Origin of the sequence: Streptomyces sp. SID4985 (assembly GCF_009863025.1) — a bacterium.
GTDB lineage: Bacteria > Actinomycetota > Actinomycetes > Streptomycetales > Streptomycetaceae > Streptomyces.
The window spans coordinates 1-21,835 of record NZ_WWIR01000461.1; the positions used below are offsets into that span (position 1 = coordinate 1).

21 protein-coding genes are annotated in these 21,835 nt (G+C 72.5%); 11 read left to right on the forward strand and 10 right to left on the reverse strand.

Annotation, left to right across the window (positions count from 1 at the left end; all coding sequences use genetic code 11):
* Window positions 1-106 precede the first annotated feature (106 nt).
* The 5 genes from GTW40_RS20185 to folE all read left to right on the forward strand — a co-directional run bounded on the left by GTW40_RS20185 (window position 107) and on the right by folE (window position 6,071).
* Complete coding sequence (locus tag GTW40_RS20185) at window positions 107-1,207, forward strand: zinc-dependent metalloprotease (protein ID WP_161181616.1); 1,101 nt, start codon at window positions 107-109, stop codon at window positions 1,205-1,207.
* A gap of 203 nt (window positions 1,208-1,410) precedes the next feature.
* Complete coding sequence (tilS, locus tag GTW40_RS20190; protein WP_161181597.1) at window positions 1,411-2,478, forward strand: tRNA lysidine(34) synthetase TilS; 1,068 nt, start codon at window positions 1,411-1,413, stop codon at window positions 2,476-2,478.
* Between the two features lie 84 nt (window positions 2,479-2,562).
* Window positions 2,563-3,123: a hypoxanthine phosphoribosyltransferase gene (gene hpt, locus GTW40_RS20195; protein ID WP_161181598.1), complete on the forward strand. Its 561-nt coding sequence runs from the start codon at window positions 2,563-2,565 to the stop codon at window positions 3,121-3,123.
* 192 nt (window positions 3,124-3,315) lie between these two features.
* A complete protein-coding gene (gene ftsH, locus GTW40_RS20200) occupies window positions 3,316-5,355 on the forward strand; it encodes an ATP-dependent zinc metalloprotease FtsH (RefSeq protein WP_161181599.1) in 2,040 nt (679 codons plus the stop codon).
* A 110-nt stretch (window positions 5,356-5,465) separates the two neighbouring features.
* Window positions 5,466-6,071 (forward strand): GTP cyclohydrolase I FolE, encoded by a 606-nt coding sequence (gene folE / locus GTW40_RS20205; RefSeq protein ID WP_161181600.1) that lies wholly within the window; start codon window positions 5,466-5,468, stop codon window positions 6,069-6,071.
* A gap of 40 nt (window positions 6,072-6,111) precedes the next feature.
* Here the strand turns inward: folE and GTW40_RS20210 are convergent, their stop codons facing one another.
* The 6 genes from GTW40_RS20210 to GTW40_RS20235 form a co-directional block, all read right to left on the reverse strand.
* On the reverse strand, window positions 6,112-6,600 hold the full coding sequence (locus GTW40_RS20210; RefSeq protein ID WP_161181601.1) for a DUF3180 domain-containing protein: 489 nt from the start codon (window positions 6,598-6,600) through the stop codon (window positions 6,112-6,114).
* Window positions 6,601-6,660: 60 nt separating this feature from the next.
* Window positions 6,661-7,272, reverse strand: coding sequence for a 2-amino-4-hydroxy-6-hydroxymethyldihydropteridine diphosphokinase (gene folK / locus GTW40_RS20215; protein ID WP_161181602.1), 612 nt, complete (start codon window positions 7,270-7,272; stop codon window positions 6,661-6,663).
* Window positions 7,269-7,628, reverse strand: a complete 360-nt coding sequence (gene folB / locus GTW40_RS20220) for a dihydroneopterin aldolase (protein WP_161181603.1) — start codon at window positions 7,626-7,628, stop codon at window positions 7,269-7,271. Before folB ends, folK begins: the two co-directional genes overlap by 4 nt.
* Window positions 7,629-7,859: 231 nt before the next feature.
* Window positions 7,860-8,390, reverse strand: coding sequence for a nuclear transport factor 2 family protein (locus GTW40_RS20225; protein ID WP_161181604.1), 531 nt, complete (start codon window positions 8,388-8,390; stop codon window positions 7,860-7,862).
* The gene (gene folP, locus GTW40_RS20230) at window positions 8,387-9,307 is read right to left on the reverse strand and encodes a dihydropteroate synthase (RefSeq protein ID WP_161181605.1); all 921 of its coding nucleotides are present in this window, start codon (window positions 9,305-9,307) and stop codon (window positions 8,387-8,389) included. Before folP ends, GTW40_RS20225 begins: the two co-directional genes overlap by 4 nt.
* 125 nt (window positions 9,308-9,432) lie before the next feature.
* Window positions 9,433-11,271 carry a phosphatidylglycerol lysyltransferase domain-containing protein gene (locus tag GTW40_RS20235; protein ID WP_161181606.1) on the reverse strand — a complete coding sequence of 613 codons (1,839 nt, stop codon included), beginning with the start codon at window positions 11,269-11,271 and terminating at the stop codon, window positions 9,433-9,435.
* A 203-nt stretch (window positions 11,272-11,474) separates the two neighbouring features.
* Here GTW40_RS20235 and GTW40_RS20240 point away from each other — a divergent pair, with 203 nt between their 5' ends.
* The 3 genes from GTW40_RS20240 (at window position 11,475) to GTW40_RS20250 (ending at window position 15,279) form a co-directional block, all read left to right on the forward strand.
* The gene (locus GTW40_RS20240; protein ID WP_161181607.1) at window positions 11,475-12,608 is read left to right on the forward strand and encodes an alpha/beta hydrolase-fold protein; all 1,134 of its coding nucleotides are present in this window, start codon (window positions 11,475-11,477) and stop codon (window positions 12,606-12,608) included.
* A 96-nt stretch (window positions 12,609-12,704) separates the two neighbouring features.
* The gene (locus tag GTW40_RS20245) at window positions 12,705-14,033 is read left to right on the forward strand and encodes a hypothetical protein (protein WP_161181608.1); all 1,329 of its coding nucleotides are present in this window, start codon (window positions 12,705-12,707) and stop codon (window positions 14,031-14,033) included.
* A 97-nt stretch (window positions 14,034-14,130) separates the two neighbouring features.
* Window positions 14,131-15,279: an NADH-quinone oxidoreductase subunit D gene (locus tag GTW40_RS20250; protein WP_161181609.1), complete on the forward strand. Its 1,149-nt coding sequence runs from the start codon at window positions 14,131-14,133 to the stop codon at window positions 15,277-15,279.
* Between the two features lie 6 nt (window positions 15,280-15,285).
* Here GTW40_RS20250 and GTW40_RS20255 read toward each other — a convergent pair whose 3' ends face one another.
* Both GTW40_RS20255 and GTW40_RS20260 read right to left on the reverse strand, forming a co-directional pair.
* On the reverse strand, window positions 15,286-16,305 hold the full coding sequence (locus GTW40_RS20255) for an SAM-dependent methyltransferase (RefSeq protein WP_161181610.1): 1,020 nt from the start codon (window positions 16,303-16,305) through the stop codon (window positions 15,286-15,288).
* A gap of 26 nt (window positions 16,306-16,331) precedes the next feature.
* A complete protein-coding gene (locus tag GTW40_RS20260) occupies window positions 16,332-17,171 on the reverse strand; it encodes an NAD(P)H-binding protein (RefSeq protein WP_161181611.1) in 840 nt (279 codons plus the stop codon).
* A 210-nt stretch (window positions 17,172-17,381) separates the two neighbouring features.
* Here GTW40_RS20260 and GTW40_RS20265 point away from each other — a divergent pair, with 210 nt between their 5' ends.
* Together GTW40_RS20265 and GTW40_RS20270 are read left to right on the forward strand one after the other, a co-directional pair.
* Entirely contained in the window at window positions 17,382-18,587 is a 1,206-nt protein-coding gene (locus GTW40_RS20265) for a sensor histidine kinase (RefSeq protein ID WP_161181612.1), read from the forward strand.
* Window positions 18,588-18,658: 71 nt separating this feature from the next.
* A complete protein-coding gene (locus GTW40_RS20270) occupies window positions 18,659-19,330 on the forward strand; it encodes a response regulator transcription factor (RefSeq protein WP_161181613.1) in 672 nt (223 codons plus the stop codon).
* Window positions 19,331-19,384: 54 nt separating this feature from the next.
* Here the strand turns inward: GTW40_RS20270 and GTW40_RS20275 are convergent, their stop codons facing one another.
* Window positions 19,385-20,491, reverse strand: a complete 1,107-nt coding sequence (locus tag GTW40_RS20275; RefSeq protein WP_161181614.1) for a DUF5937 family protein — start codon at window positions 20,489-20,491, stop codon at window positions 19,385-19,387.
* Window positions 20,492-20,617: 126 nt separating this feature from the next.
* Between GTW40_RS20275 and GTW40_RS32755 the strand changes: the two genes are divergently transcribed.
* A complete protein-coding gene (locus GTW40_RS32755; RefSeq protein WP_202486170.1) occupies window positions 20,618-20,764 on the forward strand; it encodes a hypothetical protein in 147 nt (48 codons plus the stop codon).
* 12 nt (window positions 20,765-20,776) lie between these two features.
* Here the strand turns inward: GTW40_RS32755 and GTW40_RS20280 are convergent.
* Window positions 20,777-21,835: beta-eliminating lyase-related protein (locus GTW40_RS20280; protein WP_161181615.1), on the reverse strand; the 1,059-nt coding region annotated here is incomplete at its 5' end.

Below are 21,835 nucleotides of genomic sequence, written 5' to 3' on the forward strand. Positions count from 1 at the left end.
GCACTCACACGCACCCCGCGCAGAGCCCCCGTACAGCCTGCCCGGAGGGCCCCCGCTCACGTACCGTTGACGCATGACGAGCTTCGGTGGGACCGCATCTTCCGGGATGGTCGACTGGAACCTCGCGGTGGCGACCGCGACTCGGCTCGTGCGGCCCGGGCCGGAGGTGAGCCGGGACGAGGCGCGGGCCGTGGTCGCGGAGTTGCGGCGGCACGCGAAGGCCTCGGAGGCGCACGTCCGGGGCTTCACTCGTATGGGGACCGAGGACGTGCACGACACCCCGGTGCTCGTGGTCGACCGGCCCGGCTGGGTGCGGGCCAACGTCGCCGGGTTCCGGGAGATCCTGCGCCCCCTGCTGGAGAAGATGCAGGAGCGGCGGGGCAACAACCCGGGCAACGCCGTACTCGGCGCCGTAGGCGGCAAGGTGACCGGCGTCGAGCTGGGGATGCTGCTGTCGTTCCTGTCCTCGCGCGTCCTCGGGCAGTACGAGACCTTCGCCCCCGCCACCACCGACCTGCCCGCGTCCGGCGCCCCCGGCGGGGGCAGGCTGCTGCTCGTCGCGCCGAACATCGTCCACGTCGAGCGCGAACTCGACGTGGAGCCCCACGACTTCAGGCTGTGGGTGTGTCTGCACGAGGAGACCCACCGCACCCAGTTCACGGCCGTGCCCTGGCTCCGCGACCACCTGGAGGGCGAGATCCAGTCCTTCCTCGCGGAGACCGACGTCGACCCGGTGACCTTCCTCGAACGCGTCCGCGACGCCGCCCAGTCCCTCGCGGGCGGCCGCCCCGAGGGCGAGGAGGACGACGGCGGCCGCTCCCTGGTGGACCTCGTCCAGACCCCCGCCCAGCGCGAGATCCTCGCCCGTCTCACCGCCGTGATGTCCCTCCTGGAGGGCCACGCCGACTTCGTCATGGACGGCGTCGGCCCCGACGTGGTGCCGTCCGTCGCCGAGATCCGCGAGAAGTTCCAGCAGCGCCGCGCCAAGGGCGCCTCCCACCTCGACCTCGCCCTGCGCAAACTCCTCGGCCTGGACGCCAAGCTGCGCCAGTACCGCGACGGCGAACGCTTCGTACGCGCCGTCGTCGGCGAGGTCGGCATGGACGGCTTCAACCGCGTGTGGACCTCGCCCAACACGCTGCCCACCAAGGCGGAGATCGCCAAACCGGCCGACTGGGTCGCCCGCGTGCACGGCAGGACCGCGTAGCCGACCGCGCACACCACCATGAACTCCCTCGAACGGACGGCAGGAACACGGCAGGCGGACGCCGTTCCTATCACCCGTCCGAGGGACCGTCAGCCATGCGTAGGCGTGCGATGCTCGGGGAAGGGCCCGCTTCTGTCACCATCGACGCACTCTGAGTGACCGAACCCGGGCTCACTCCCGAAACTCCATGAAGGGAACCGGACATGGGGCCCCACCCCGCGGTCGCGGCGATACGCCTGGCGGTCCGCCGCGTACTGCACGACGTCATCACCGAACACAGCCGCCGCCCCGAGGCGGCCACCGCCCTCGCGCCGGCCGGCCGGACCGCCCGCGATCAGGGCCCGCCCGCCGACCCGGCCGCCCCCCTCGTGCTCGTCGCCTGCTCCGGCGGCGCCGACTCCATGGCCCTCGCCTCCGCCCTCGCCTTCGAGGCCCCCCGTCTCGGCGTGCGCGCCGGCGGCGTCACCGTGGACCACGGACTCCAGGAGGGCTCCGGGCTGCGCGCCGACGAGGTCGTCCTGCGCCTGCGCGAGCTGGGCCTCGATCCCGTCGAGTCCGTCGCCGTCTCCGTCGGTCGCGAGGGCGGCCCCGAGGCCGCCGCCCGCGACGCCCGGTACGCCGCGCTGGACGCCGTCGCCGAACGCCACGGCGCCGCCGCCGTCCTGCTCGGCCACACCCGCGACGACCAGGCCGAGACCGTCCTGCTCGGCCTCGCCCGCGGCTCCGGCATCCGCTCCCTGTCCGGAATGGCCGCGGTCTCGGGGGCCGGCGGCCGTTACCGGCGCCCCTTCCTCCAACTGGACCGGCAGACCGCCCGCAAGGCCTGCCTGGTCCAGTCGCTGCCGGTCTGGGACGACCCGCACAACACCGACCCGGCCTACACCCGCTCCCGGCTGCGCCACGAGGGCCTGCCCGCGCTGGAGAAGGCGCTCGGCAAGGGCGTCGTGGAGGCCCTCGCCCGCACCGCCCAGCTCTCCCGCGACGACGCCGACGCCCTCGACGCCTGGGCCGGGCAGGCCGAGTCCTCCGTGCGCGACGCGGCGGGCCGTCTGGAGTGCGCCAAGCTCTACGCGCTGCCCCCCGCCGTGCGCCGCCGGGTGCTGCGCCGGGCGGCCATCGAGGCGGGCGCTCCGGCCGGTTCCCTCTTCGCCCGGCACATCGAGGAAGTCGACCGTCTGATCACCGGATGGCGCGGTCAGGGGGCCATCAACCTGCCCGGCAAGGTCGTCGCCCAGCGTCAGGGTGGCAGACTGGTGATTCGGCAAGGCTGAGTTCCGGCCCGGGAGCGATCCTCTCGACGGGCCGGGGCCGCCGGTCGCCACAGTGCGGCCGTAAGTGCGGGACGACCGAAAGTGATGCGGGTGGACGCGAAAGACATGGGTGCGGACCTCAAGTCGGTGCTCATCACCAAGGAAGAGATCGACGCGAAGCTGGCGGAGCTGGCCGCGAAGGTCGACGCGGAGTACGCGGGCAAGGACCTGCTCATCGTCGGTGTCCTCAAGGGCGCGGTGATGGTGATGGCGGACCTCGCCCGGGCGCTGTCCACCCCCGTCACCATGGACTGGATGGCCGTGTCCTCCTACGGAGCGGGCACCCAGTCCTCCGGCGTGGTCCGCATCCTCAAGGACCTCGACACCGACATCAAGGGCCGTCACGTCCTGATCGTCGAGGACATCATCGACTCCGGCCTGACCCTGTCCTGGCTGATCTCGAACCTCGGCTCGCGCGAGCCCGCCTCCCTCAAGGTGTGCACGCTGCTGCGCAAGCCCGAGGCGGCCAAGGTCGCCATCGACGTCGAGTGGGTCGGCTTCGACATCCCCAACGAGTTCGTCGTGGGCTACGGCCTCGACTACGCCGAGAAGTACCGCAACCTGCCGTTCGTCGGTACGCTCGCGCCCCACGTCTACGGCGGCTGACCCGAGCGGATCAGCTCGGCCGGAGATCGGGAACCCCGGCGGGCCTCGCGCCGTTGGAGCAAGGAGAGGCGGACCACAGTCCGTCCGCACCGCTCCGTGCGGCTGCGGGCGTCCATGCTGGGGTACCGTCAGAAGAACTGTCTTATCAAACTCACTATGGCAGGAGGGACGGGGCGGCACCGCTCCGTATGGATGGACGTGAAGCGATACTTCCGTGGGCCGGTCATGTGGATCGTGCTGGCCGTCCTTGCCGTGGTCGTGTTGATGACGGTCGTCGGCCAGTCCGGCGGCTACAAGACGGTGGACACAGGCCAGGTCGTCGCCGCGATCAACGACAACAAGGTCGAGTCGGCCAAGGTCACCACCGGTGACGAGCAGACCATCAAGGTCAACCTCAAGCCCGGCGTCAAGATCGAGGACAGCTCGAAGATCCAGGCGAGCTACATCGGCGACCAGGGCGTGGCCATCGCCCAGACGCTGCAGAACAAGTACCAGGACAAGCAGATCGCGAAGGGCTACACGGTCTCGCCCTCGAAGCAGAACCCGTTCGTCGGTGTCCTGCTCTCGCTGCTGCCCTTCGTCCTGATCGTGGTCGTCTTCCTGTTCCTGATGAATCAGATGCAGGGCGGCGGCTCCCGGGTCATGAACTTCGGCAAGTCCAAGGCGAAGCTCATCACCAAGGACACGCCGAAGACCACGTTCGCCGACGTCGCGGGCTGCGACGAGGCGGTCGAGGAGCTCCAGGAGATCAAGGAGTTCCTCCAGGAGCCGGCCAAGTTCCAGGCCGTCGGCGCCAAGATCCCCAAGGGTGTGCTGCTGTACGGCCGCCCCGGTACCGGCAAGACGCTCCTCGCGCGCGCCGTCGCCGGTGAGGCCGGGGTGCCGTTCTACTCGATCTCCGGCTCCGACTTCGTCGAGATGTTCGTCGGTGTGGGCGCCTCCCGCGTCCGCGACCTGTTCGAGCAGGCCAAGGCGAACGCCCCGGCGATCGTCTTCGTCGACGAGATCGACGCGGTCGGCCGCCACCGCGGCGCCGGCCTCGGCGGTGGTCACGACGAGCGCGAGCAGACGCTGAACCAGCTGCTCGTCGAGATGGACGGCTTCGACGTGAAGGGCGGCGTCATCCTGATCGCCGCCACGAACCGGCCCGACATCCTGGACCCGGCGCTGCTGCGTCCCGGCCGTTTCGACCGGCAGATCGCGGTCGACCCGCCGGACCTCCAGGGCCGCCTGGAGATCCTCAAGGTCCACCAGAAGGGCAAGCCGGTCGCGCCCGACGTCGACCTGGCCGCCGTGGCCCGCCGTACGCCGGGCATGACCGGTGCCGACCTCGCGAACGTGCTGAACGAGGCCGCGCTGCTCACCGCCCGCAGCGACCAGCGTCTGATCGACAACAAGGCGCTGGACGAGGCGATCGACCGTGTGGTCGCGGGCCCGCAGAAGCGGACCCGGATCATGTCGGACAAGGAGAAGAAGATCACCGCGTACCACGAGGGCGGTCACGCCCTGGTCGCGGCGGCCTCGCCGAACTCCGACCCCGTCCACAAGATCACGATCCTGTCCCGGGGCCGCGCCCTGGGCTACACGATGGTGCTCCCGGACGAGGACAAGTACTCGACCACGCGCAACGAGATGCTCGACCAGCTCGCCTACATGCTGGGCGGCCGGGCGGCGGAGGAACTGGTCTTCCACGACCCGACCACCGGCGCCGCGAACGACATCGAGAAGGCCACCAACGTGGCCCGCGCGATGGTCACCCAGTACGGCATGACCGAGCGGCTCGGCGCCATCAAGTTCGGCGGCGACAACAGCGAGCCGTTCCTGGGCCGTGAGATGGCTCACCAGCGCGACTACTCGGAAGAGGTCGCCGCGCTGGTGGACGAAGAGGTCAAGAAGCTCATCGAGACCGCGCACAACGAGGCGTGGGAGATCCTGGTCGAGAACCGCGACGTGCTCGACAACCTGGTCCTGGCCCTCCTGGAGAAGGAGACCCTGGGCAAGGAGGAGATCGCCGAGATCTTCGCCTCGATCCACAAGCGCCCGCCGCGGCCCGCGTGGACCGGCTCCTCGCGTCGTACGCCCTCCACCCGCCCGCCGGTGCTCTCCCCCAAGGAGCTGGCACTGACCAACGGTGCGAACGGCGCCACGGCCGCGATCAGCACGATCAAGTCCACGGCCGCCGAGTCGGCCCCGGTCACGGAGCAGTCCCCCGAGGACCGCACCGACAGCTGACCCTTCGGCCACCTGGCCGGAATGTATGCCGCGCCCCCCGGGTTCTAGCCTGGGGGGCGCGGCATTTCGCCATGTCCGCGCGGGCGAGACGTACAGGAACGAGGCAACAGATGACCGACCCCGTGACGCTGGCCGGAGACGGCACCGTCGGCGAGTTCGACGAGAAGCGCGCCGAGAACGCGGTCCGCGAGCTGCTGATGGCGATCGGCGAGGACCCGGACCGCGAGGGGCTGAAGGAGACCCCGGGTCGGGTGGCGCGGGCGTACCGGGAGATCTTCGCGGGGCTGTGGCAGAAGCCCGAGGACGTGCTGACGACGACGTTCGACCTGGGGCACGACGAGATGGTCCTGGTGAAGGACATCGAGGTCTACAGCACCTGTGAGCACCATCTGGTGCCGTTCCGGGGCGTGGCCCACGTCGGCTACATCCCCTCGGTCTCCGGGAAGATCACCGGCCTGTCCAAGCTGGCCCGCCTGGTGGACGTCTACGCCCGCAGGCCGCAGGTGCAGGAACGTCTCACCACGCAGATCGCGGACTCCCTGATGGAGATACTCGAGCCCCGGGGCGTCATCGTGGTCGTGGAGTGCGAGCACATGTGCATGTCGATGCGGGGCATCCGCAAGCCGGGCGCGAAGACCATCACCTCGGCGGTGCGCGGCCAGCTGCGGGACGCGGCGACCCGCAACGAGGCGATGAGCCTCATCATGGCGCGCTGAGACCGGCCCCGGGCCGGGTCCCGCCCGGCCCGGTGGGCCGTCAGGCCGCCGGGTGGGGGCGGCCGTTGTGGTTGTCGTCGTCCTCCGGGAGGCGGCAGACGCGCTCCAGGAAGACGGCCGCCGCTATGACGGCGATACCGGCGAGGACCGCGAAACCGGCGTAGATGGCCTGGTCGCGGCGGGCCGGGAGGTCGAGGAGCTCCAGCAGGAAGACGCCCGTGCCGCCGTAGATGCCGGAGACGAGGGCGGCGACCAGGGCGCTGGCGTGGCCGAAGACGACCGCGCGGGCGGCCATCATCGGGTCGACGCCCTTGGCGTCCGGGCGGCGCTCGCGCTGGGCCTTGAAACGGCCGCGCAGGGAGATCGCCGTGGCGAACAGCACCACGGCGATCAACGCGAGGACGATGGGGGCGGCCAGCGGCACGCCGGGCAGCGTCCCGAGCGAGTTCCACAGGCGGGCGCCCGCCCAGGACAGGACGCCGGCCGCGACGAACACGCCGGCCAGCACCCTGATGCGCAGCTGTTTCACGGTGTCCCTTCAGCTCCCCCCGGACCGGTCCCGGGCCGTGGTCGTCCCCGACCTTAACGACTACTCGGGCAGTCGGAGTTCCAGATCCGCGCGGGGAGCGACGCCCTCGCGGGTCACGGCCGACAGCAGTGCGGCCACCGCGCCCCGGCCCGGCAGTTCGGCCACCGGGTCCACGTCGTGCCAGGGGGCGAGGACGAAGGCCCGCTCGTGGGCGCGCGGGTGGGGGAGGGTCAGCTCGGGGTCGTCGGAGGTGACACCGGCGTAGGTGACGATGTCCACGTCCAGGGTGCGCGGGCCCCAGCGCTCGTCGCGGACCCGGTGGAAGGCGTCCTCCACGGCGTGCGCCCGCTCCAGCAGGGAGGACGGGGGCAGGGTGGTCTTCAGCAGGACGACCGCGTTGAAGTACGCGGGCTGGCTGCCGGGCTCGACGCCCCACGGCTCCGTCTCGTACACCGGGGAGACGGCCTTCACGCGGACGCCCGGGGTGTCCTCGAAGGCGTCCACGGCGGCCTGGAGCGTCTCCAGACGGTTGCCCAGGTTGGCGCCGAGGGAGAGCACGGCCCACTGGGGGTTGTGCAGGGTCGAGTCGGCCTCGTCCACCTTCTGGACGACGGACGCGGGGACCGGCTGGACGGTCGGGTCGCTCTGACCCTGGGCGAAAGGTCGGGTCATGCTCGGCTCCGGAGGATGGTGACGGTCACGTCGTCGAAGGGCACGGTGATCGGCGCGTCCGGCTTGTGGACGCACACCTCGACCTCTTGTACCGCGTCGTGCTTCAGGCAGGTCTGGGCGATCCGCTCGGCGAGGGTCTCGATGAGGTTCACCGGCTCGCCCTCGACGACGGCCACGACCTCCTCGGCCACGAGGCCGTAGTGCACGGTCTTCGCCAGGTCGTCGTCGGCCGCGGCCGGCCGGGTGTCCAGGCCGAGGACGAGGTCCACGATGAAGGTCTGGCCCTCCTCGCGCTCCCTGGGGAACACGCCGTGGTGCCCGCGGGCCTTCAGGCCGCGCAGCGCGACACGATCCACGCGAATCACTCCTGCAATCGTCGGGAACGGCCGGTCGGTGCCGCGAGCGGGCGGCGCACCGGCCTTGGACGAATCTACCTGCGGGCACCGGCATGACCGGGCCACGGGGTGTCGGCCGGTGCCCGGCCGGGATCGTTCACAGGGAGGGAACCCGGTGAATTCCGGCCGCGCCGCCGACTGGTGACCGCACCTACCCGGGCGAGGGTGATTCCAACCACTCCCGCCCGGTGTTCAGGCCAGGGTGCCGTCGTCGTCCGGGTTCGAGCCGTTGTCCTCGTCCTCGTCGTCATCGGCTCCGGCGAGCACCGGGGAGGCGTGGTGCGACCAGAGCTTCCAGCCGGCCGGGGTGCGCCGGAAGGCGTTGGTGGCGACGACCAGCTGGCCGACCAGCGGGCCCAGCTCCTCGCCCTCCTCCGGGGCCGGACCCCCACTGAGGATGTTCTCGGTGCAGGTGACCAGCGCCGTGTCGCCGGTGACGGAGACGTGCACGTCGGTCAGGAAGAACTGGATGTAGTCGGTGTTCGCCATGATCAGCGCGTACGACCTGAGGACCTCGCCGCGCCCGGTCAGCACCGGCCAGCCCGGGTGCACGCAGGAGATCACGCCCGCGTCGGCGGGGTCGTGGTACTCCTCGTCCACGCCGAGGTCGGCGGGGGTGAGCCAGAGACCGGCCAGTTCCTCGAAGTCGCCGCGCTCCAGCGCCTCGTAGAAGGCGGTGTTGGCGGCGGAGACCTGTTCGACGTCCAGATGCGGCGCGCTCACCGCGCTCCTTCCGACGGCGTACCGGTCGCGGGGCAGTGTTCCCGGAGTTCCCGGGGTTCCCGGGCCGCCTCGACCGCCCGGGCCACGCGCACGGCGTCGGCCGTGGCGCGCACCTCGTGCACCCGTACCGCCCAGGCGCCCGCCTGGGCGGCCAGCGCGGAGACGGCGGCGGTGGCCGCGTCGCGCTCGCGGGCGGGCGGGGTGACACCGTCGGGTCCGGCCAGCACATGGCCGAGGAAGCGCTTGCGGGAGGCGGCGACGAGCAGCGGATGGCCGAGCGCGCGCAGCCGGTCCAGATGGGCGAGGAGCGCGAGGTCGTCGTCGGCGTCCTTGGAGAAGCCGAGGCCCGGGTCGACGACGATCCGGTCCGGGGCGACACCGGCCGCGAGGACGGCGCCCACCCGCGCGCGCAGCTCGTCCACGACCTCGGTGACGACGTCGGCGTACTGCCCCCGGACGTTGCCGCCCGCCAGCAGGCCGCGCCAGTGCATCACCACGAAGGGGGCCCCGGCGGCGGCGACCACCGGGAGCATCGCGGGGTCGGCGAGGCCGCCGCTGACGTCGTTGACGAGTGCGGCGCCCGCCGCGAGGGACTGCTCGGCGACCGAGGCGCGCATGGTGTCCACGGAGACGACGACGCCCTCGGCGGCCAGGCCGCGCACCACGGGGATGACCCGGCGCAGCTCCTCCGCCTCGTCGACCCGGGTGGCGCCGGGGCGGGTGGACTCGCCGCCCACGTCGACCAGGTCGGCGCCCTCGGCCACCAGGTCGAGGCCGTGCTTGACGGCGGTGGTCGTGTCGAACCAGCGGCCGCCGTCGGAGAAGGAGTCGGGGGTCACGTTGACGACCCCCATGACGGCGCACCGGTCCCATTCCGGCAGGCCCGCCACCCGGCCGCGTCCGCTGTGGTTGTTCATACGTTCAGCGTAGGCCCCTGAGGCAGCCCGGTTCGCGCGACGGCCCGGACCGGGCGGCCCTGTGAGAGGAGCCGTGTCCCGGTCCGGGCCGTCGTACGGGCTCGGAAGGGCGTGCGCGGTGCCGGTCAGGCGGCGCGTACGTCGTGTTCGGCGGCCGCGTGTCCGCAGGGCCGGGGGGTGGTGGCCCGGCGGCCCCGCAGAAAGCGCGGCAGGGGCAGCGCGAGGTTGACGAAGCCCTCCGCCTGCATGGCGGCGAAGCCGATGCGGGGCAGGTCGGCGGAGGCGCGGTAGACCAGGAAGCGGGGCTCCCAGCGCGGCTGGAACTTGGCGTTGAACTTGTACAGCGACTCGATCTGGAACCAGCGCGAGAGGAACACCAGGAGCCCGCGCCAGGCGCGCAGCACCGGGCCCGCGCCGATCTTCTCGCCGCGCGCGAGGGCGGAGCGGAACATCGCGAAGTTGAGCGAGACCCGGGTGATGCCGAAGCGGGGCGCGGCCTGGAGGGCGGCGACGATGAGGAGTTCGTTCATGCCGGGGTCGGCGGAGCGGTCGCGGCGCATCAGGTCGAGCGAGGCGCCGTCGGTGCCCCAGGGCACGAAGTGCAGGATCGCCTTGAGGTCGCCGTAGGGTCCGGGCGCCTCGTCCTGCTTGTGGGCGGTGGCGATCAGGCAGTCGCCGTCGGCGGGGTCGCCGATGCGGCCGAGCGCCATGGAGAAGCCGCGCTCGGTGTCGGTGCCGCGCCAGTCCTCCGCCGCGCGGCGGACGCGCTCCAGCTCGGCCTCGCCCAGGTCACGCACCCGCCGTACCCGGGTCTCGTAGCCGGCCCGCTCGATGCGCTTGACCATCTGGCGCACGTTGCGCATCGCGCGTCCGGCGAGCGAGAAATCCGCCACGTCGACCACCGCCTCGTCGCCCAGCTCCAGGGCGTCGAGGCCGGTCTCGCGGGTCCACACCTCGCCGCCCGTCTCCGAGCAGCCCATGACGGCCGGGGCCCAGGAGTGGGCCTTGGCGACGTCCATGAAGCGCTCGATGGCGCCGGGCCACGCCTCGACGTCGCCGATCGGGTCGCCGCTGGCCAGCATCACGCCGGAGACGACGCGGTAGGTGACGGCGGCCTTGCCGCTCGGGGAGAAGACGACGGCCTTGTCGCGGCGGAGCGCGAAGTGGCCGAGGGAGTCGCGGCGGCCGTGCCGCTCCAGGAGGGCGCGCAGCCGGGTCTCGTCCTCCTCGGTGAGGCGGGCGGCCGGGTGTTCCGGGCGGAAGGCGAGATAGCTGGTGGTGGCGGCGGTCAGCCAGCCGAGCGCGCCGAGCGAGAAGGCGACCGTCCAGGAGGTACTGCCCTGGTAGCTCACCGGGCCCTCGAAGCCGAACAGGCCGTAGACGACGTGTGTCAGCCGGTCGGCCACGCTCGGGTCGCCGATCGTGCGGCCGGGGTGGACGCTGACGATGACCAGTCCGAGGGCGACGGAACCAGCGCTCATGAGCACGAAGTTGGCCAGCGCCCACCAGCGGCTGCGCGGGTCGGGCAGCGCGGCGAACTCGCGGCGGTAGCAGAGCAGCACCGTGAACAGCACGAGCGAGATGAACATGCCGATGAGCGAGTGCCGGTACAGGAACTGGGCGACGGCGCCCGCGGGCAGCAGCGCGACGGCGGCCCGCCAGGCCCGTCGCTTGCGCCGTTTGAGCCCGTGTCCGAGCAGCAGCAGAAGCACACCCGCGCTGAGCGAGAGCGCCGCAGCGAACGGCCCGAAGGAGCCGGGCAGCACCTCGGCGAGGGCGTGCATACGGCTGTGACGGAAGCGCGGGAACACCCCCGCGGCGATGTCCACGACGCCCACGAGGGCACACGCCCGGCCCGTCAGGACGGGAACGGCCTCCGGGCGCGGACCGCGCGGAAGCCGCGGCGCCCGCCTCGGTCGGGCCGGAACCTGACCTGACTTTTCCCCATCTATCCTGACAGACATCGCATCCCGTAGTTCTGCGAGAGACCTTGAATCCCGGTGCCGATCGGGGCATCCGGCCACATTGCGCCTTCTAGGACGGTGTGCCGGTCTCAGAGGTTCACTCCTCTTCGGAAAGCCGGGTCAAAGGTCAAGGAAAGCCCTGGGCAAGACCACTCGACGAAGCGTGGTGGCCGGGGGCCAGGACGCAGACAGGAAATCAGTCCATGGGTCTCACGAGTAACAAACTGCTGCTGTTGGCGGTCGTGTTCGCCGTCGCGTTCTTCGGCGCGACGCTGTGGCTCTGGCCCCGGCTCGCGCGGTCGAACTGGCGTACCCTCGCGGGCCGTGCCGGGCTCCTCCTCGCCACCCAGTTCGTGCTCCTCTGCTCCCTGGGCCTCGCCGCCAACCAGGCGTTCGGCTTCTACGCGGGCTGGGCCGACCTGCTCGGCACGGAGACCAACCAGGGCATCGTCATCGACCAGTCCACCAACAGCGGTACGGGCGGCCCGCTCCAGGTCGTCTCCACCGCGCAGGTGAAGGGCGGTCCGGGCCCGAGCGCCAATCCGCGGACGGCGGGCCAGATCCAGAAGGTGAGCATCGTCGGCCGCTCCTCGCACCTGGCGACCCCGGCGTACGTCTATCTGCCGCCCGAATACTTCCAGCCGCAGTACCGCACCCGTACCTTCCCCGCCGCCGTCGTGCTGACCGGCTACCCGGGCACCGCCCAGGCGCTGATCTCGAATCTGCACTATCCGCGCACCGCGCGGGAGCTGGCGAAGAACGGCCGGATGCAGCCGATGATCCTCGTGATGATGCGGCCGACCCTCGCACCGCCGCGCGACACCGAGTGCGTGGACGTGCCGAAGGGCCCGCAGACCGAGACCTTCTTCGCCAAGGACCTGCCCGAGGCCGTGCTCACGCACTACCGCGTGGGCAGGCACGCGGCCAGCTGGGGCATCGTCGGGGACTCCACCGGCGGCTACTGCGCGCTGAAACTGGCGATGCGTCACCCGGGCACCTACGCGGCCGGTGCCGGGCTCTCCGCGTACTACACCGCGCCGATCGACCCGACCACGGGCGACCTCTTCCACGGCGACCGGAACCTGCGCGATCACGCCGACCTGCACTGGCTGCTCAAGCACGAACCGGCCCCCGACACCTCGCTGCTCGTCACCAGCAGCCGGGTCGGCGAGCACAACTACAAGGAGACCCTGAACTTCATCAACGAGGTACGGGCCACCGACCGGACCAGGATCTCCTCCATCATCCTGGAGAGCGGCGGCCACAACTTCAACACCTGGCGACGGGAGATCCCGCCGACCCTCCAGTGGCTCAGCCAACAGCTCGCCGACCACTGAAACCGGACAACCTGACACTCTGTGACGCGTGCCGGGTGGCCGGATTTTTAGGCCACCCGGGTCCATGGGCCGCCTACGCGCGGTAAGTTTCTGGCCATGCCACGTGGACGCCATCGTCATTCCCCGCCTCTGCACCGGCTGCTGCCCTCCACGGCGATCGCCGGAATCGCCGTCGTCTGCGCTCTGGGCCCCTGGGTGTTCGCCGGTGCCGGGGTGCCGCGGGCACTGGCCGCCGTCGTCGCGCTGACGGCCGTCGCCGGTGCCGTCGTGATGCACCGCTGGGACGCGCAGGCGGGCAAGCAGGTCGCCGACCTCACGCGCGCGCGGGCCAGCGACGAGTGGCGCTTCGAGGAACGCGTCGCCGAACTGGAGACCGACCTCGAGGAGGCCCGCGAGCTGCGCGCCAAGCTGGAGCGGCGGCTGCGTGCCAAGCGCGCCGAGCTGGCCGGGCTGCGCAACGAGCACGCCTCGCTGCTGCGCCGGTACGCCACGGCCGAGACCGAGCGGGCGAGCGCCCTGGAGGGGCGTCGGCTGCTGGAGCTGGAGGCGGGCGACTCCGCCGACACGCTCGCGCTGCCGCCGGGGACGGGCGCGGAGGCCGAAGTGCCGGTGTCCGTCGCGGAGTCGACGGAGCCGACCGAGGTGACGGAGCCGACGGAGCCTCAGTCTCCGGCGGAGACCGAGGTCGTGGAGGCGTCCCGTCCGGAGTCCGCTGCGGTGGCCGCCGCTTCGGCGTTCTCCGCCGAGGGCGCGGAGCTGTACCGGCGGGCCGGGGTGGCGCTGGCGCGGCTCGACCGGGACCGGGAGAGGGAGCGGGAGACGGCGAAGGCCGAGGCCGAGACCAAGTCTGAAACCGCGAAGGCCGAGTCCATACGGGCCGAGGCGCCGACGTCCGAGCCCGTTGAGCCCGAGCCCGCCGATGCGGAACCCAACGCGGACACCGCCCCGCAGGCGGACGGCGCGGCCGAGAGCGGGACCGGCACCACCACCGTGACGGCCCCCGAGACCGCCCCCGACGCCGAGCCCGACACCCACACCCGCGCCGAAGCCGCACCTGAAACCGCGCCCGCGCCCGAGCCCGCCGTCGAGGCGCACACCTCCGCGCGCCACGCCCGCCGGGACGGCCACTTCACCGTGCCGACCGCCGTGGCCGTCGTATCGCCCCAGCCCACCCGGCGTCCGGGCGTCGAGGGCGGGTTCGACTTCTTCGGCACCCAGAAGCAGACCGCGACGCCCGCCCTGGGCGGCGTGCAGAACGAGGACCTGGCGGACGTCGTCGGCCAGGAGGCGCTCGCGCTGCACAAGGCGGACGCGGAGTCCGGCTACAAGCCCGCCACCGGCGAGGCCGGCCGGGTCGTCGACCTGACCGCGCACGACGAGACGGAGCACATCGACGTACAGGGGCTGCGCAGCGTGGTCTCCTGACCGGCGCCGTACGGCCCGCGAGCCCGGCCCTCCCGACCAGGGAGCGCCGGGCTCGCCCGTTTCCGCCGGGCACGCGCGCGTAGGAGAGACTGGGACCATGACAGCGACCCAGACCACGGTCGGGATCGGCGGCGCCGCCGAGAGCACCGACATGGTGCTCAACATCGGCCCCCAGCACCCGTCCACGCACGGCGTGCTCCGGCTGCGGCTCGTGCTGGACGGCGAGCGCATCCAGCAGGCCGAGCCGGTGATCGGCTACATGCACCGCGGCGCCGAGAAGCTCTTCGAGGCCCGCGACTACCGCCAGATCATCATGCTCGCCAACCGCCACGACTGGCTGTCGGCGTTCTCCAACGAACTGGGCGTCGTCCTCGGGGTGGAGCGGATGCTCGGCATGGAGGTGCCCGAGCGCGCGGTGTGGATCCGCACGCTGCTCGCCGAGCTGAACCGGGTGCTCAACCATCTGATGTTCCTCGGCTCGTACCCGCTGGAGCTGGGCGGGATCACGCCCGTCTTCTACGCGTTCCGGGAGCGCGAGGTGCTCCAGAACGTCATGGAGGAGGTCTCCGGCGGCCGGATGCACTACATGTTCAACCGGGTCGGCGGTCTCAAGGAGGACCTGACCGACGGCTGGACCGGCCGCGCGCGCGAGGCCGTCGCCGCCGTGCGCTCCCGCATGGACGTCTTCGACGACCTGGTGCTCGGCAACGAGATCTTCCGGGGGCGTACGCGGGGCGTGGGCGCGCTGGCGCCCGAGGCCGTGCACGCCTACGGCGTGAGCGGGCCCATCGCGCGCGCCTCCGGCGTCGACTTCGACCTGCGCCGCGACGAGCCGTACCTGGCCTACGGCGAACTCCAGGACACCCTCAAGGTCGTCACCCGCACCGAGGGCGACTGCCTGGCCCGCTTCGAGGTCCTCCTTGAGCAGACCCACAACGCCCTCGACCTCGCGGACGCCTGTCTGGACCGGCTCGCGGAGCTGCCGCCCGGCCCGGTCAACCAGCGGCTGCCCAAGGTGCTCAAGGCGCCCGAGGGCCACACCTACGCCTGGACCGAGAACCCGCTCGGCATCAACGGCTACTACCTGGTCAGCAAGGGCGAGAAGACGCCGTACCGGCTCAAGCTGCGCTCGGCGTCGTACAACAACATCCAGGTGCTCGCCGAGCTGCTGCCGGGGACGCTGGTGGCGGACATGGTGGCGATCCTGGGGTCGATGTTCTTCGTGGTGGGAGACATCGACAAGTAGGCGCCGCTACAGGGGAGTTGCGTCCAGGCCCACCGGCTGGAGGAGCCAGCCGAAGTCCCCGAGGCCGCCCGTCGCGGTGAGTTCGGCGGCCTCCCCGGCGCGCGCGAGGGCGCGGACGTAGCCGACGGGGTCCGCGGTGGCCAGCGTGAGCGGGGGGCGTGCGCCGGTCACGTCCAGGGCGCGGAGGGCCTCGCGCTGGGTGAGCAGGCGGGGGGCGGCTCCGGTGGAGGCTTCGGCTCCGGCCGCCGCGCACGCGTCCAGCGCCACATGCGCCGTGATGTCGCAGGACCCGTCAGGGACCGGGGCCGCCTCCCGGCCCTCCCGGAAGCCGGTGAGGGTGCCGAACGGGGGGCGTGCGCCGAGGGTGTGGGTGTAGTCCACGGCCACCGCGAGACCCCGCTCGATCCGGCGCACGGCCGCCGCCCAGGCCAGGTCACGGGGTAGCCCGATCTCCGCCCGCGCACCCGGCTCGGCGGGCAGCGGCCACCAGCGGGCCAGCCAGTCGGCCGCAGGACCGTCGACCGGGTGGCCGAGCTGCTCGGTGCCGTCCGGGGCGACCAGGACGTGCCGGGGCACGCCCGCCGGGTCCGTCTCGGCCACGTCCACGGGGACGTTGTCCAGCCATTCGTTGGCGAACAGCAGCCCGGTCAGCGACTCCGGCAGTTCGTCCCGCCAGTCGATCCGTTCGTCCAGGTCCGCCGGGCGGTCCGCGAGTTCGACGGCGTACGCGCGCGTACGGGCCGCCACGTCGGCGGGCAGGGCGGCGAGGACCCCGGTGACGAGTTCGCCGCGCCCCGCCCCGAGGTCCGCGAAGTCCAGCCGCTCAGGGCGCCCCAGCGCCTCGTCCACCCGGCACAGCAGCCGGGCCACCGCCGCCGCGAACAGCGGCGAGGCGTGCACGGAGGTGCGGAAGTGTCCGGCGGGGCCCTCGGGACGCCGGTAGAAGCCGCCGGGGCCGTACAGGGCCTCCTCGGTGGCCGCCCGCCAGCCGCGCCACTCGTTCTCCGCGCCGGGTTCCTTCGTCATCGGAACAGCCTAGGTCCCCGTCGGGATCAGCCCTTCCGGAAGTCCGCCGCGTGGTCCTCGGCCCACCGCCCGAAGGTGCGGGCCGGTGTGCCGGTGACCTTCTCCACCGTGCCGGTGATCTCCGGGTCCACGCCGACCGTGGCGGCGAAGCTCTCCAGCAGGGCCTGGACGAACTCCGGCGGGGCCTGCGGGAACAGCTCGGGCCCGGCCCGCTCGGGCGACACCTCCACAAAGGTCAGCTCGCGGCCGGTCGCCCGGCCGATCGCGGCGATCAGGTCGGTGTTGGTGGTCGCCTCCGGCCCGGTCAGGCGGTGTACGGCGCCTTCATGGCCGTCGTCGAGCAGCGCGCGTTCGGCCACGGCGGCGATGTCGTCCTCGTGGATGGGTGCCGTGAGCATGTCCGCGAAGACCCCGCGCACGGTGTCGCCCTCGTGGAGCTGCGGGGCCCACTGGAGGGAGTTGGTGGCGAACGCGTTGGGGCGCAGGAACGTCCAGGTGAGCCCGCTGTCGCGGACCTGCCGCTCGGCCGTGGCGTGCATGACGTGGATGGGGTGGCTCTCGTCGTCAGCGCTCCCGCCGACGATTCCGGAGGAGAGCAGCACGACGTGCCGTACGCCCGCCTCGCGCGCGGCGGCGAGCAGGCCCGGGAGGTCGCCGCCCCCGGCCTGGACGTAGAGGAAGAGCCCGGTCACCCCGTCGAACACGGCGCCCGGATCGTCCGGCCGGAAGCGGACCACTTCGGCTCCACCGGGGAGATCGGCGCGTTCCGGGTCGCGGGTCAGCGCCCGCACAGGTTCACCGGCGGCGACGAGCCGTTCGACGAGGGCGCGTCCTACATTGCCGGTGGCGCCGGTCACTGCGATCACGATGTCTCCTGGGACTCGGGTGGATCGTCCTTGCCTGGCGGCCCCGAGCCTAGGCGGCCGGACCGGCGGCGGACATCGGTCCGGAGGACCAGTGCGTCCTCCGTCCCTGGCCCCAGGGCCACGGCATCCACCTTGCGGCGTACACGTATCGCGTACGGATCGCCCCTCCGGCTGACCCCGGTCACGTCCCCGCTACCTACTCTGGGTTACGTGCAGCGCCTCTATGACTTCCTCCGTCGCCACCCGACATGGGTCGACTGCTTCTGGGCCGTCGTCCTGCTCGGGCTCTCCGGCGTGAGCGTCGTGAACATGGACGGCACCCCGGGCCACCACGGCTCCTACGCCGCGGCCTGGGCCGTCTCCGTGGTCCTGTGCGCGGTCCTGGCCCTGCGCCGACGGCTGCCCGAGATGATGCTCCTTGTGGTGCTCGCCACCGGAGTGGTCCAGCTGATCCTGGACGTCCAGCCGGTCGCCGCCGACTTCGCGATGCTGGTCATCACGTACACGGTCGCCGCGACCGGCGCGCGCTGGGCCTCCCGGCTCTCGCTCGCGGGCAGTCTGGTCGCGGCCTCGCTGGCGCAGGTGCGCTGGCCGAACGAGCACACCAGCGGGCTCGGGCAGGTCGCGCTCGCCGTGTTCCAGACGGTGCCGTTCGCGCTCGCCTGGGTGCTGGGCGACTCCATGCGCACCCGGCGCGCCTACTTCGCCCAGCTGGAGGAGCGCGCGGCGCGCCTGGAGAGGGAGCGCGAGGCGCAGTCCAAGGTCGCGGTGGCCGCCGAGCGCGCCCGGATCGCGCGCGAGCTGCACGACGTGGTCGCGCACAACGTGTCCGTCATGGTGGTCCAGGCCGACGGCGCCGCCTATGTCCTCGACGCCGCCCCCGACCAGGCCAAGAAGGCCCTGGAGACGATCTCCTCCACCGGCCGCCAGGCCCTCGCCGAGATGCGCCGCCTGCTGGGCGTGCTGCGCACCGGGGAGCACCAGGAGAGCGGGGAGTACGTCCCCCAGCCCGACGTCGGCCAGATCGACGACCTGGTCGAGCAGTGCCGCAGCGCGGGCCTCCCGGTGGACTTCAGGATCGAGGGCACCCCGCGCCCGCTGCCCAGCGGGGTCGAGCTGACCGCGTACCGCATCGTGCAGGAGGCGCTGACCAACACGCGCAAGCACGGCGGCCCCGAGGCGGGCGCCAGCGTGCGGCTCGTCTACTTCGACGACGGGCTCGGCCTGCTGGTCGAGGACGACGGCAAGGGCGCCCCGCACGAGCTGTACGAGGAGGGCGGCGCCGACGGCCAGGGACACGGGCTGATCGGCATGCGCGAGCGGATCGGCATGGTCGGGGGCACCCTGGACGCCGGACCCCGGCCGGGCGGCGGCTTCCGCATCAGTGCGCTGCTGCCGCTCAAACCGGCGCACTGATCCCGTCGTACGCCCCTGTGTACGCCGACCGAACCGTGCACACCGACCGAACCGAAACCGGAAGAGGACCCATGACGATCCGCGTGATGCTCGTCGACGACCAGGTGCTGCTGCGCACCGGGTTCCGGATGGTGCTCGCCGCCCAGCCGGACATGGAGGTCGTCGCGGAGGCGGGCGACGGCGTGGAGGCGCTCCAGGTGCTGCGCGCCACCGAGGTCGACGTGGTCCTCATGGACGTGCGGATGCCCAAGCTGGACGGCGTGGAGACCACCCGGCGGATCTGTCTGGAGCCCGACCCGCCGAAGGTGCTCATCCTGACCACCTTCGACCTGGACGAGTACGCCTTCTCCGGGCTCAAGGCGGGCGCCTCCGGCTTCATGCTCAAGGACGTGCCCCCGGCCGAGCTGCTGAGCGCGATCCGCGCGGTGCACAGCGGCGACGCGGTGGTGGCCCCCTCGACCACCCGCCGGCTGCTGGACCGTTTCGCGCCGATGCTGCCCGCCGCCGGACCGCAGCCCCGGCACAAGGAGCTGGGCCGCCTGACCGACCGCGAGCGCGAGGTCATGATCCTGGTCGCGCAGGGGCTGTCGAACGGCGAGATCGCCGCGCGCCTGGTCCTGTCCGAGGCCACCGTGAAGACCCATGTGGGCCGCATCCTGACCAAGCTCGGGCTGCGCGACCGGGTGCAGGTGGTCGTGCTGGCGTACGAGACGGGGCTGGTGCGGGCGGGCGGGAACGGCTGAGGGGACGCGCGGGGGCGGGCGCGTCCTGGCGGATCGTTTCGGCGGAGGATCGTTTCAGCGCAGGACGCCCTCCAGGAAGTCGCTGCCGAGCCGGGCCACCGCCGACAGGTCCAGCTGGTGCCGTACGTACCGGCCGCTTCGGCAGCTGGTGACCAGCTCGGCCTTCTTCAGCACGGCCAGGTGGCGGGAGATCTCCGGCGCGGACATGCCGTGCGCGTCGGCCAGTTCGCCGGTGCTGTGCGGGCCGCGCGCGAGATGGCGGCACAGCCGCAGCCGGGTCGGGTGGGCGAGGGCCTCCAGACGGCGGGTGAGCTGTTCGACGCTGGGGGCCTGCGGGCGGGACGCCTGGGCCGGGTAGATGATCACGGGCTGCCAGCCGTGCCGGTGCAGGACCAGGACGTGCGGCCAGCCGATGCCGGTCGGGACGAGGACCAGGCCGCCGTCGCCGGTGGAGGTGCGGCCCACCAGGAGCTTGTCGACCGTGACGGTGCGCGCCTCCTCGTCGACCGTGATCGCGTTGGACAGCGAGGAGAGGGCCTCGGTGGCTCCCTTGTGCCGCAGCAGTTCGGTGCGGTGCCGGGCGTCCGCCGCCAGCTGGTTCTGGGTGCGCGCCCAGAGGTCCGCGAAGAAGGCCTCCTCGCAGTCGAGCACCAGCCTGCGGAACCAGGCGCGTACGGCGGGCGGGTCGTCCAGGAGCCGCCGTGTGAACCGCTCCTGGCGCGCCCCGCGCGCGGCCGCCAGCTCCAGGGCGCGGCAGCGGGCCTCCGGATCGGTGAGCGGACTCGCCTCCGGCCGGGTGTGCCGGTAGGGCATGCAGCTGAACTCGGTCGCCGCCAGTACGAACTGGTCGTCCGTCAGCTTGTCGAGCAGCTCCAGCTCGTCCAGGAGCGTGGCTCCCGGGAGAGTCCGCCGCCCGGGAATCGCGGCGAACGGCCAGAAGATGTCCGCGATCGACGTCCGCCACAGGAACTCCCCCTCGCACAGCCGGTCCGCCAGACACGCCTCCAGGCGTCCGCTCACCCCGGTCGCCCAGCCGTGCAGCTGGGGATGGTGGCCGGTCTCGCTGAGGGCGTGCAGCGCCATCCCCAGCTCCGCCAACGGCGAGGGCACGGCGGTGATCCGCTCCGCGGGCAGCCCGTCGATGTCGATCGTCACGCTCATGGCGCCCATCGTGCCCTGTGCCTCCGGCGGCTCGGCGGTCGATTGACGCGGGCCGTCAATCGACGGGACGGGACGTGGGCGGGGGAGCAGCGTGGGGCCGGTCCACGTCCCGAGAGGCGGAGCCCCATGAGCATCACCCAGCAGCACCTGTTCGACGCCTACCGCGCCCGCTCGCACGCCGCCCCCGAACCGCCTGCTCCGGGCAGCGGATACCTGGCGCTCCTGCGCGCCGCGTCGGCCGGGTGGCGGGGGCGTCGGTCCCGGAGGCCGTAGGTCCCGGGGCGGTCAGTCCTTCGGCGGCCGCACCCGCTCCGCGAACTCCACCACCGCCCGCTTCACGTCCTCCGGGGTCCAGTCGAGGCCCGCCTCCGCCACCGTCACCTCGGTGACGGCGAGGCCCGGTCCCGCCGTGTCCCAGCCGTTGGCGAAGAGCATCGTCCCCGTCTCCTCGGCCTGGCGCACCGCCGCCTCCGCGGCCGTGTCGGGGTCGTACGGCAGCCAGACCTGGAACTCGTGGGTGTGCGGCTCCTCGGGGTGGACGCGGGCCCAGGGGAGCCCGGCCGCGGCGAAGCCCTCGCGCAGGGCGGTGGCGACCACGCGCGCGTGGTGGACGTACTCCGGCAGACGGGGGAGTTCGCGGTCCAGGCCGACGAGGGCGGAGAGGGCGGTCGGGAACTGCTGGAAGATGTTGCCGCCGTAGCGGTGCCGCCAGGTGCGGGCCTCCTCGATCAGGCTCGCGGGACCGGCGAGCGCGGCACCGCCGAAGCCGCCGAGGGACTTGTAGAACGACACGTAGACGCTGTCGGCCAGGCCCGCGATCTCCTCCAGCGGGCGGCCGAGACGGACGGTGGACTCCCACAGGCGCGCGCCGTCGAAGTGCACCACCGCGTCCCGTTCGCGCGCCACCTCGACGGTATCCGTCAGCTCCTCCCAGGTCGGCAGGAGGAACCCGGCGTCCCGCAGGGGGAGTTCGAGCATGAGCGTGCCGAGGGGCTCGGGGAACTCCGCGACCTCCGCGGCCGTGGGCGGCCGGTGCTCGGTCGTCAGGATCATCGGCCGCAGCCCCGCGACCTGGCTCAGCGCGTGCCGTTCGTGCCGCTCGGGGTGGCCGAGGGCGTGCAGGGCGACGACGGGGTTGCCGGTACGGGCCGCCCAGCACCGCAGGGCCACCTGCTGGGCCATGGTGCCCGTCGGGAAGAACGCGGCGGCCTCCATGCCGAGCAGCGCGGCGACCCGCGCCTCCAGGGCGGCCACGACCCGGTCGCCGTACACGTCCGCGGGCTCGTCCAGGTCGTACACCCCGGGCGCCGCCTCCTGGAGGTGCGCGAGGCGCTCGCGGAGCGT

What these genes read in the sequence shown, in the direction of transcription:
- hpt (WP_161181598.1), top strand. Translation starts at nt 2,563, where the DNA reads ATGCGGGTGGACGCGAAAGACATGGGTGCGGACCTCAAGTCGGTGCTC.
- GTW40_RS20255 (WP_161181610.1), bottom strand. Translation starts at nt 16,305, where the DNA reads ATGACGAAGGAACCCGGCGCGGAGAACGAGTGGCGCGGCTGGCGGGCG.
- GTW40_RS20250 (WP_161181609.1), top strand. Translation starts at nt 14,131, where the DNA reads ATGACAGCGACCCAGACCACGGTCGGGATCGGCGGCGCCGCCGAGAGC.
- folE (WP_161181600.1), top strand. Translation starts at nt 5,466, where the DNA reads ATGACCGACCCCGTGACGCTGGCCGGAGACGGCACCGTCGGCGAGTTC.
- GTW40_RS20275 (WP_161181614.1), bottom strand. Translation starts at nt 20,491, where the DNA reads ATGAGCGTGACGATCGACATCGACGGGCTGCCCGCGGAGCGGATCACC.
- GTW40_RS20185 (WP_161181616.1), top strand. Translation starts at nt 107, where the DNA reads ATGGTCGACTGGAACCTCGCGGTGGCGACCGCGACTCGGCTCGTGCGG.
- GTW40_RS32755 (WP_202486170.1), top strand. Translation starts at nt 20,618, where the DNA reads ATGAGCATCACCCAGCAGCACCTGTTCGACGCCTACCGCGCCCGCTCG.
- ftsH (WP_161181599.1), top strand. Translation starts at nt 3,316, where the DNA reads ATGGACGTGAAGCGATACTTCCGTGGGCCGGTCATGTGGATCGTGCTG.
- folP (WP_161181605.1), bottom strand. Translation starts at nt 9,307, where the DNA reads ATGAACAACCACAGCGGACGCGGCCGGGTGGCGGGCCTGCCGGAATGG.
- GTW40_RS20270 (WP_161181613.1), top strand. Translation starts at nt 18,659, where the DNA reads ATGACGATCCGCGTGATGCTCGTCGACGACCAGGTGCTGCTGCGCACC.
- GTW40_RS20235 (WP_161181606.1), bottom strand. Translation starts at nt 11,271, where the DNA reads ATGTCTGTCAGGATAGATGGGGAAAAGTCAGGTCAGGTTCCGGCCCGA.
- tilS (WP_161181597.1), top strand. Translation starts at nt 1,411, where the DNA reads ATGGGGCCCCACCCCGCGGTCGCGGCGATACGCCTGGCGGTCCGCCGC.
- GTW40_RS20240 (WP_161181607.1), top strand. Translation starts at nt 11,475, where the DNA reads ATGGGTCTCACGAGTAACAAACTGCTGCTGTTGGCGGTCGTGTTCGCC.
- folK (WP_161181602.1), bottom strand. Translation starts at nt 7,272, where the DNA reads ATGACCCGACCTTTCGCCCAGGGTCAGAGCGACCCGACCGTCCAGCCG.
- GTW40_RS20245 (WP_161181608.1), top strand. Translation starts at nt 12,705, where the DNA reads ATGCCACGTGGACGCCATCGTCATTCCCCGCCTCTGCACCGGCTGCTG.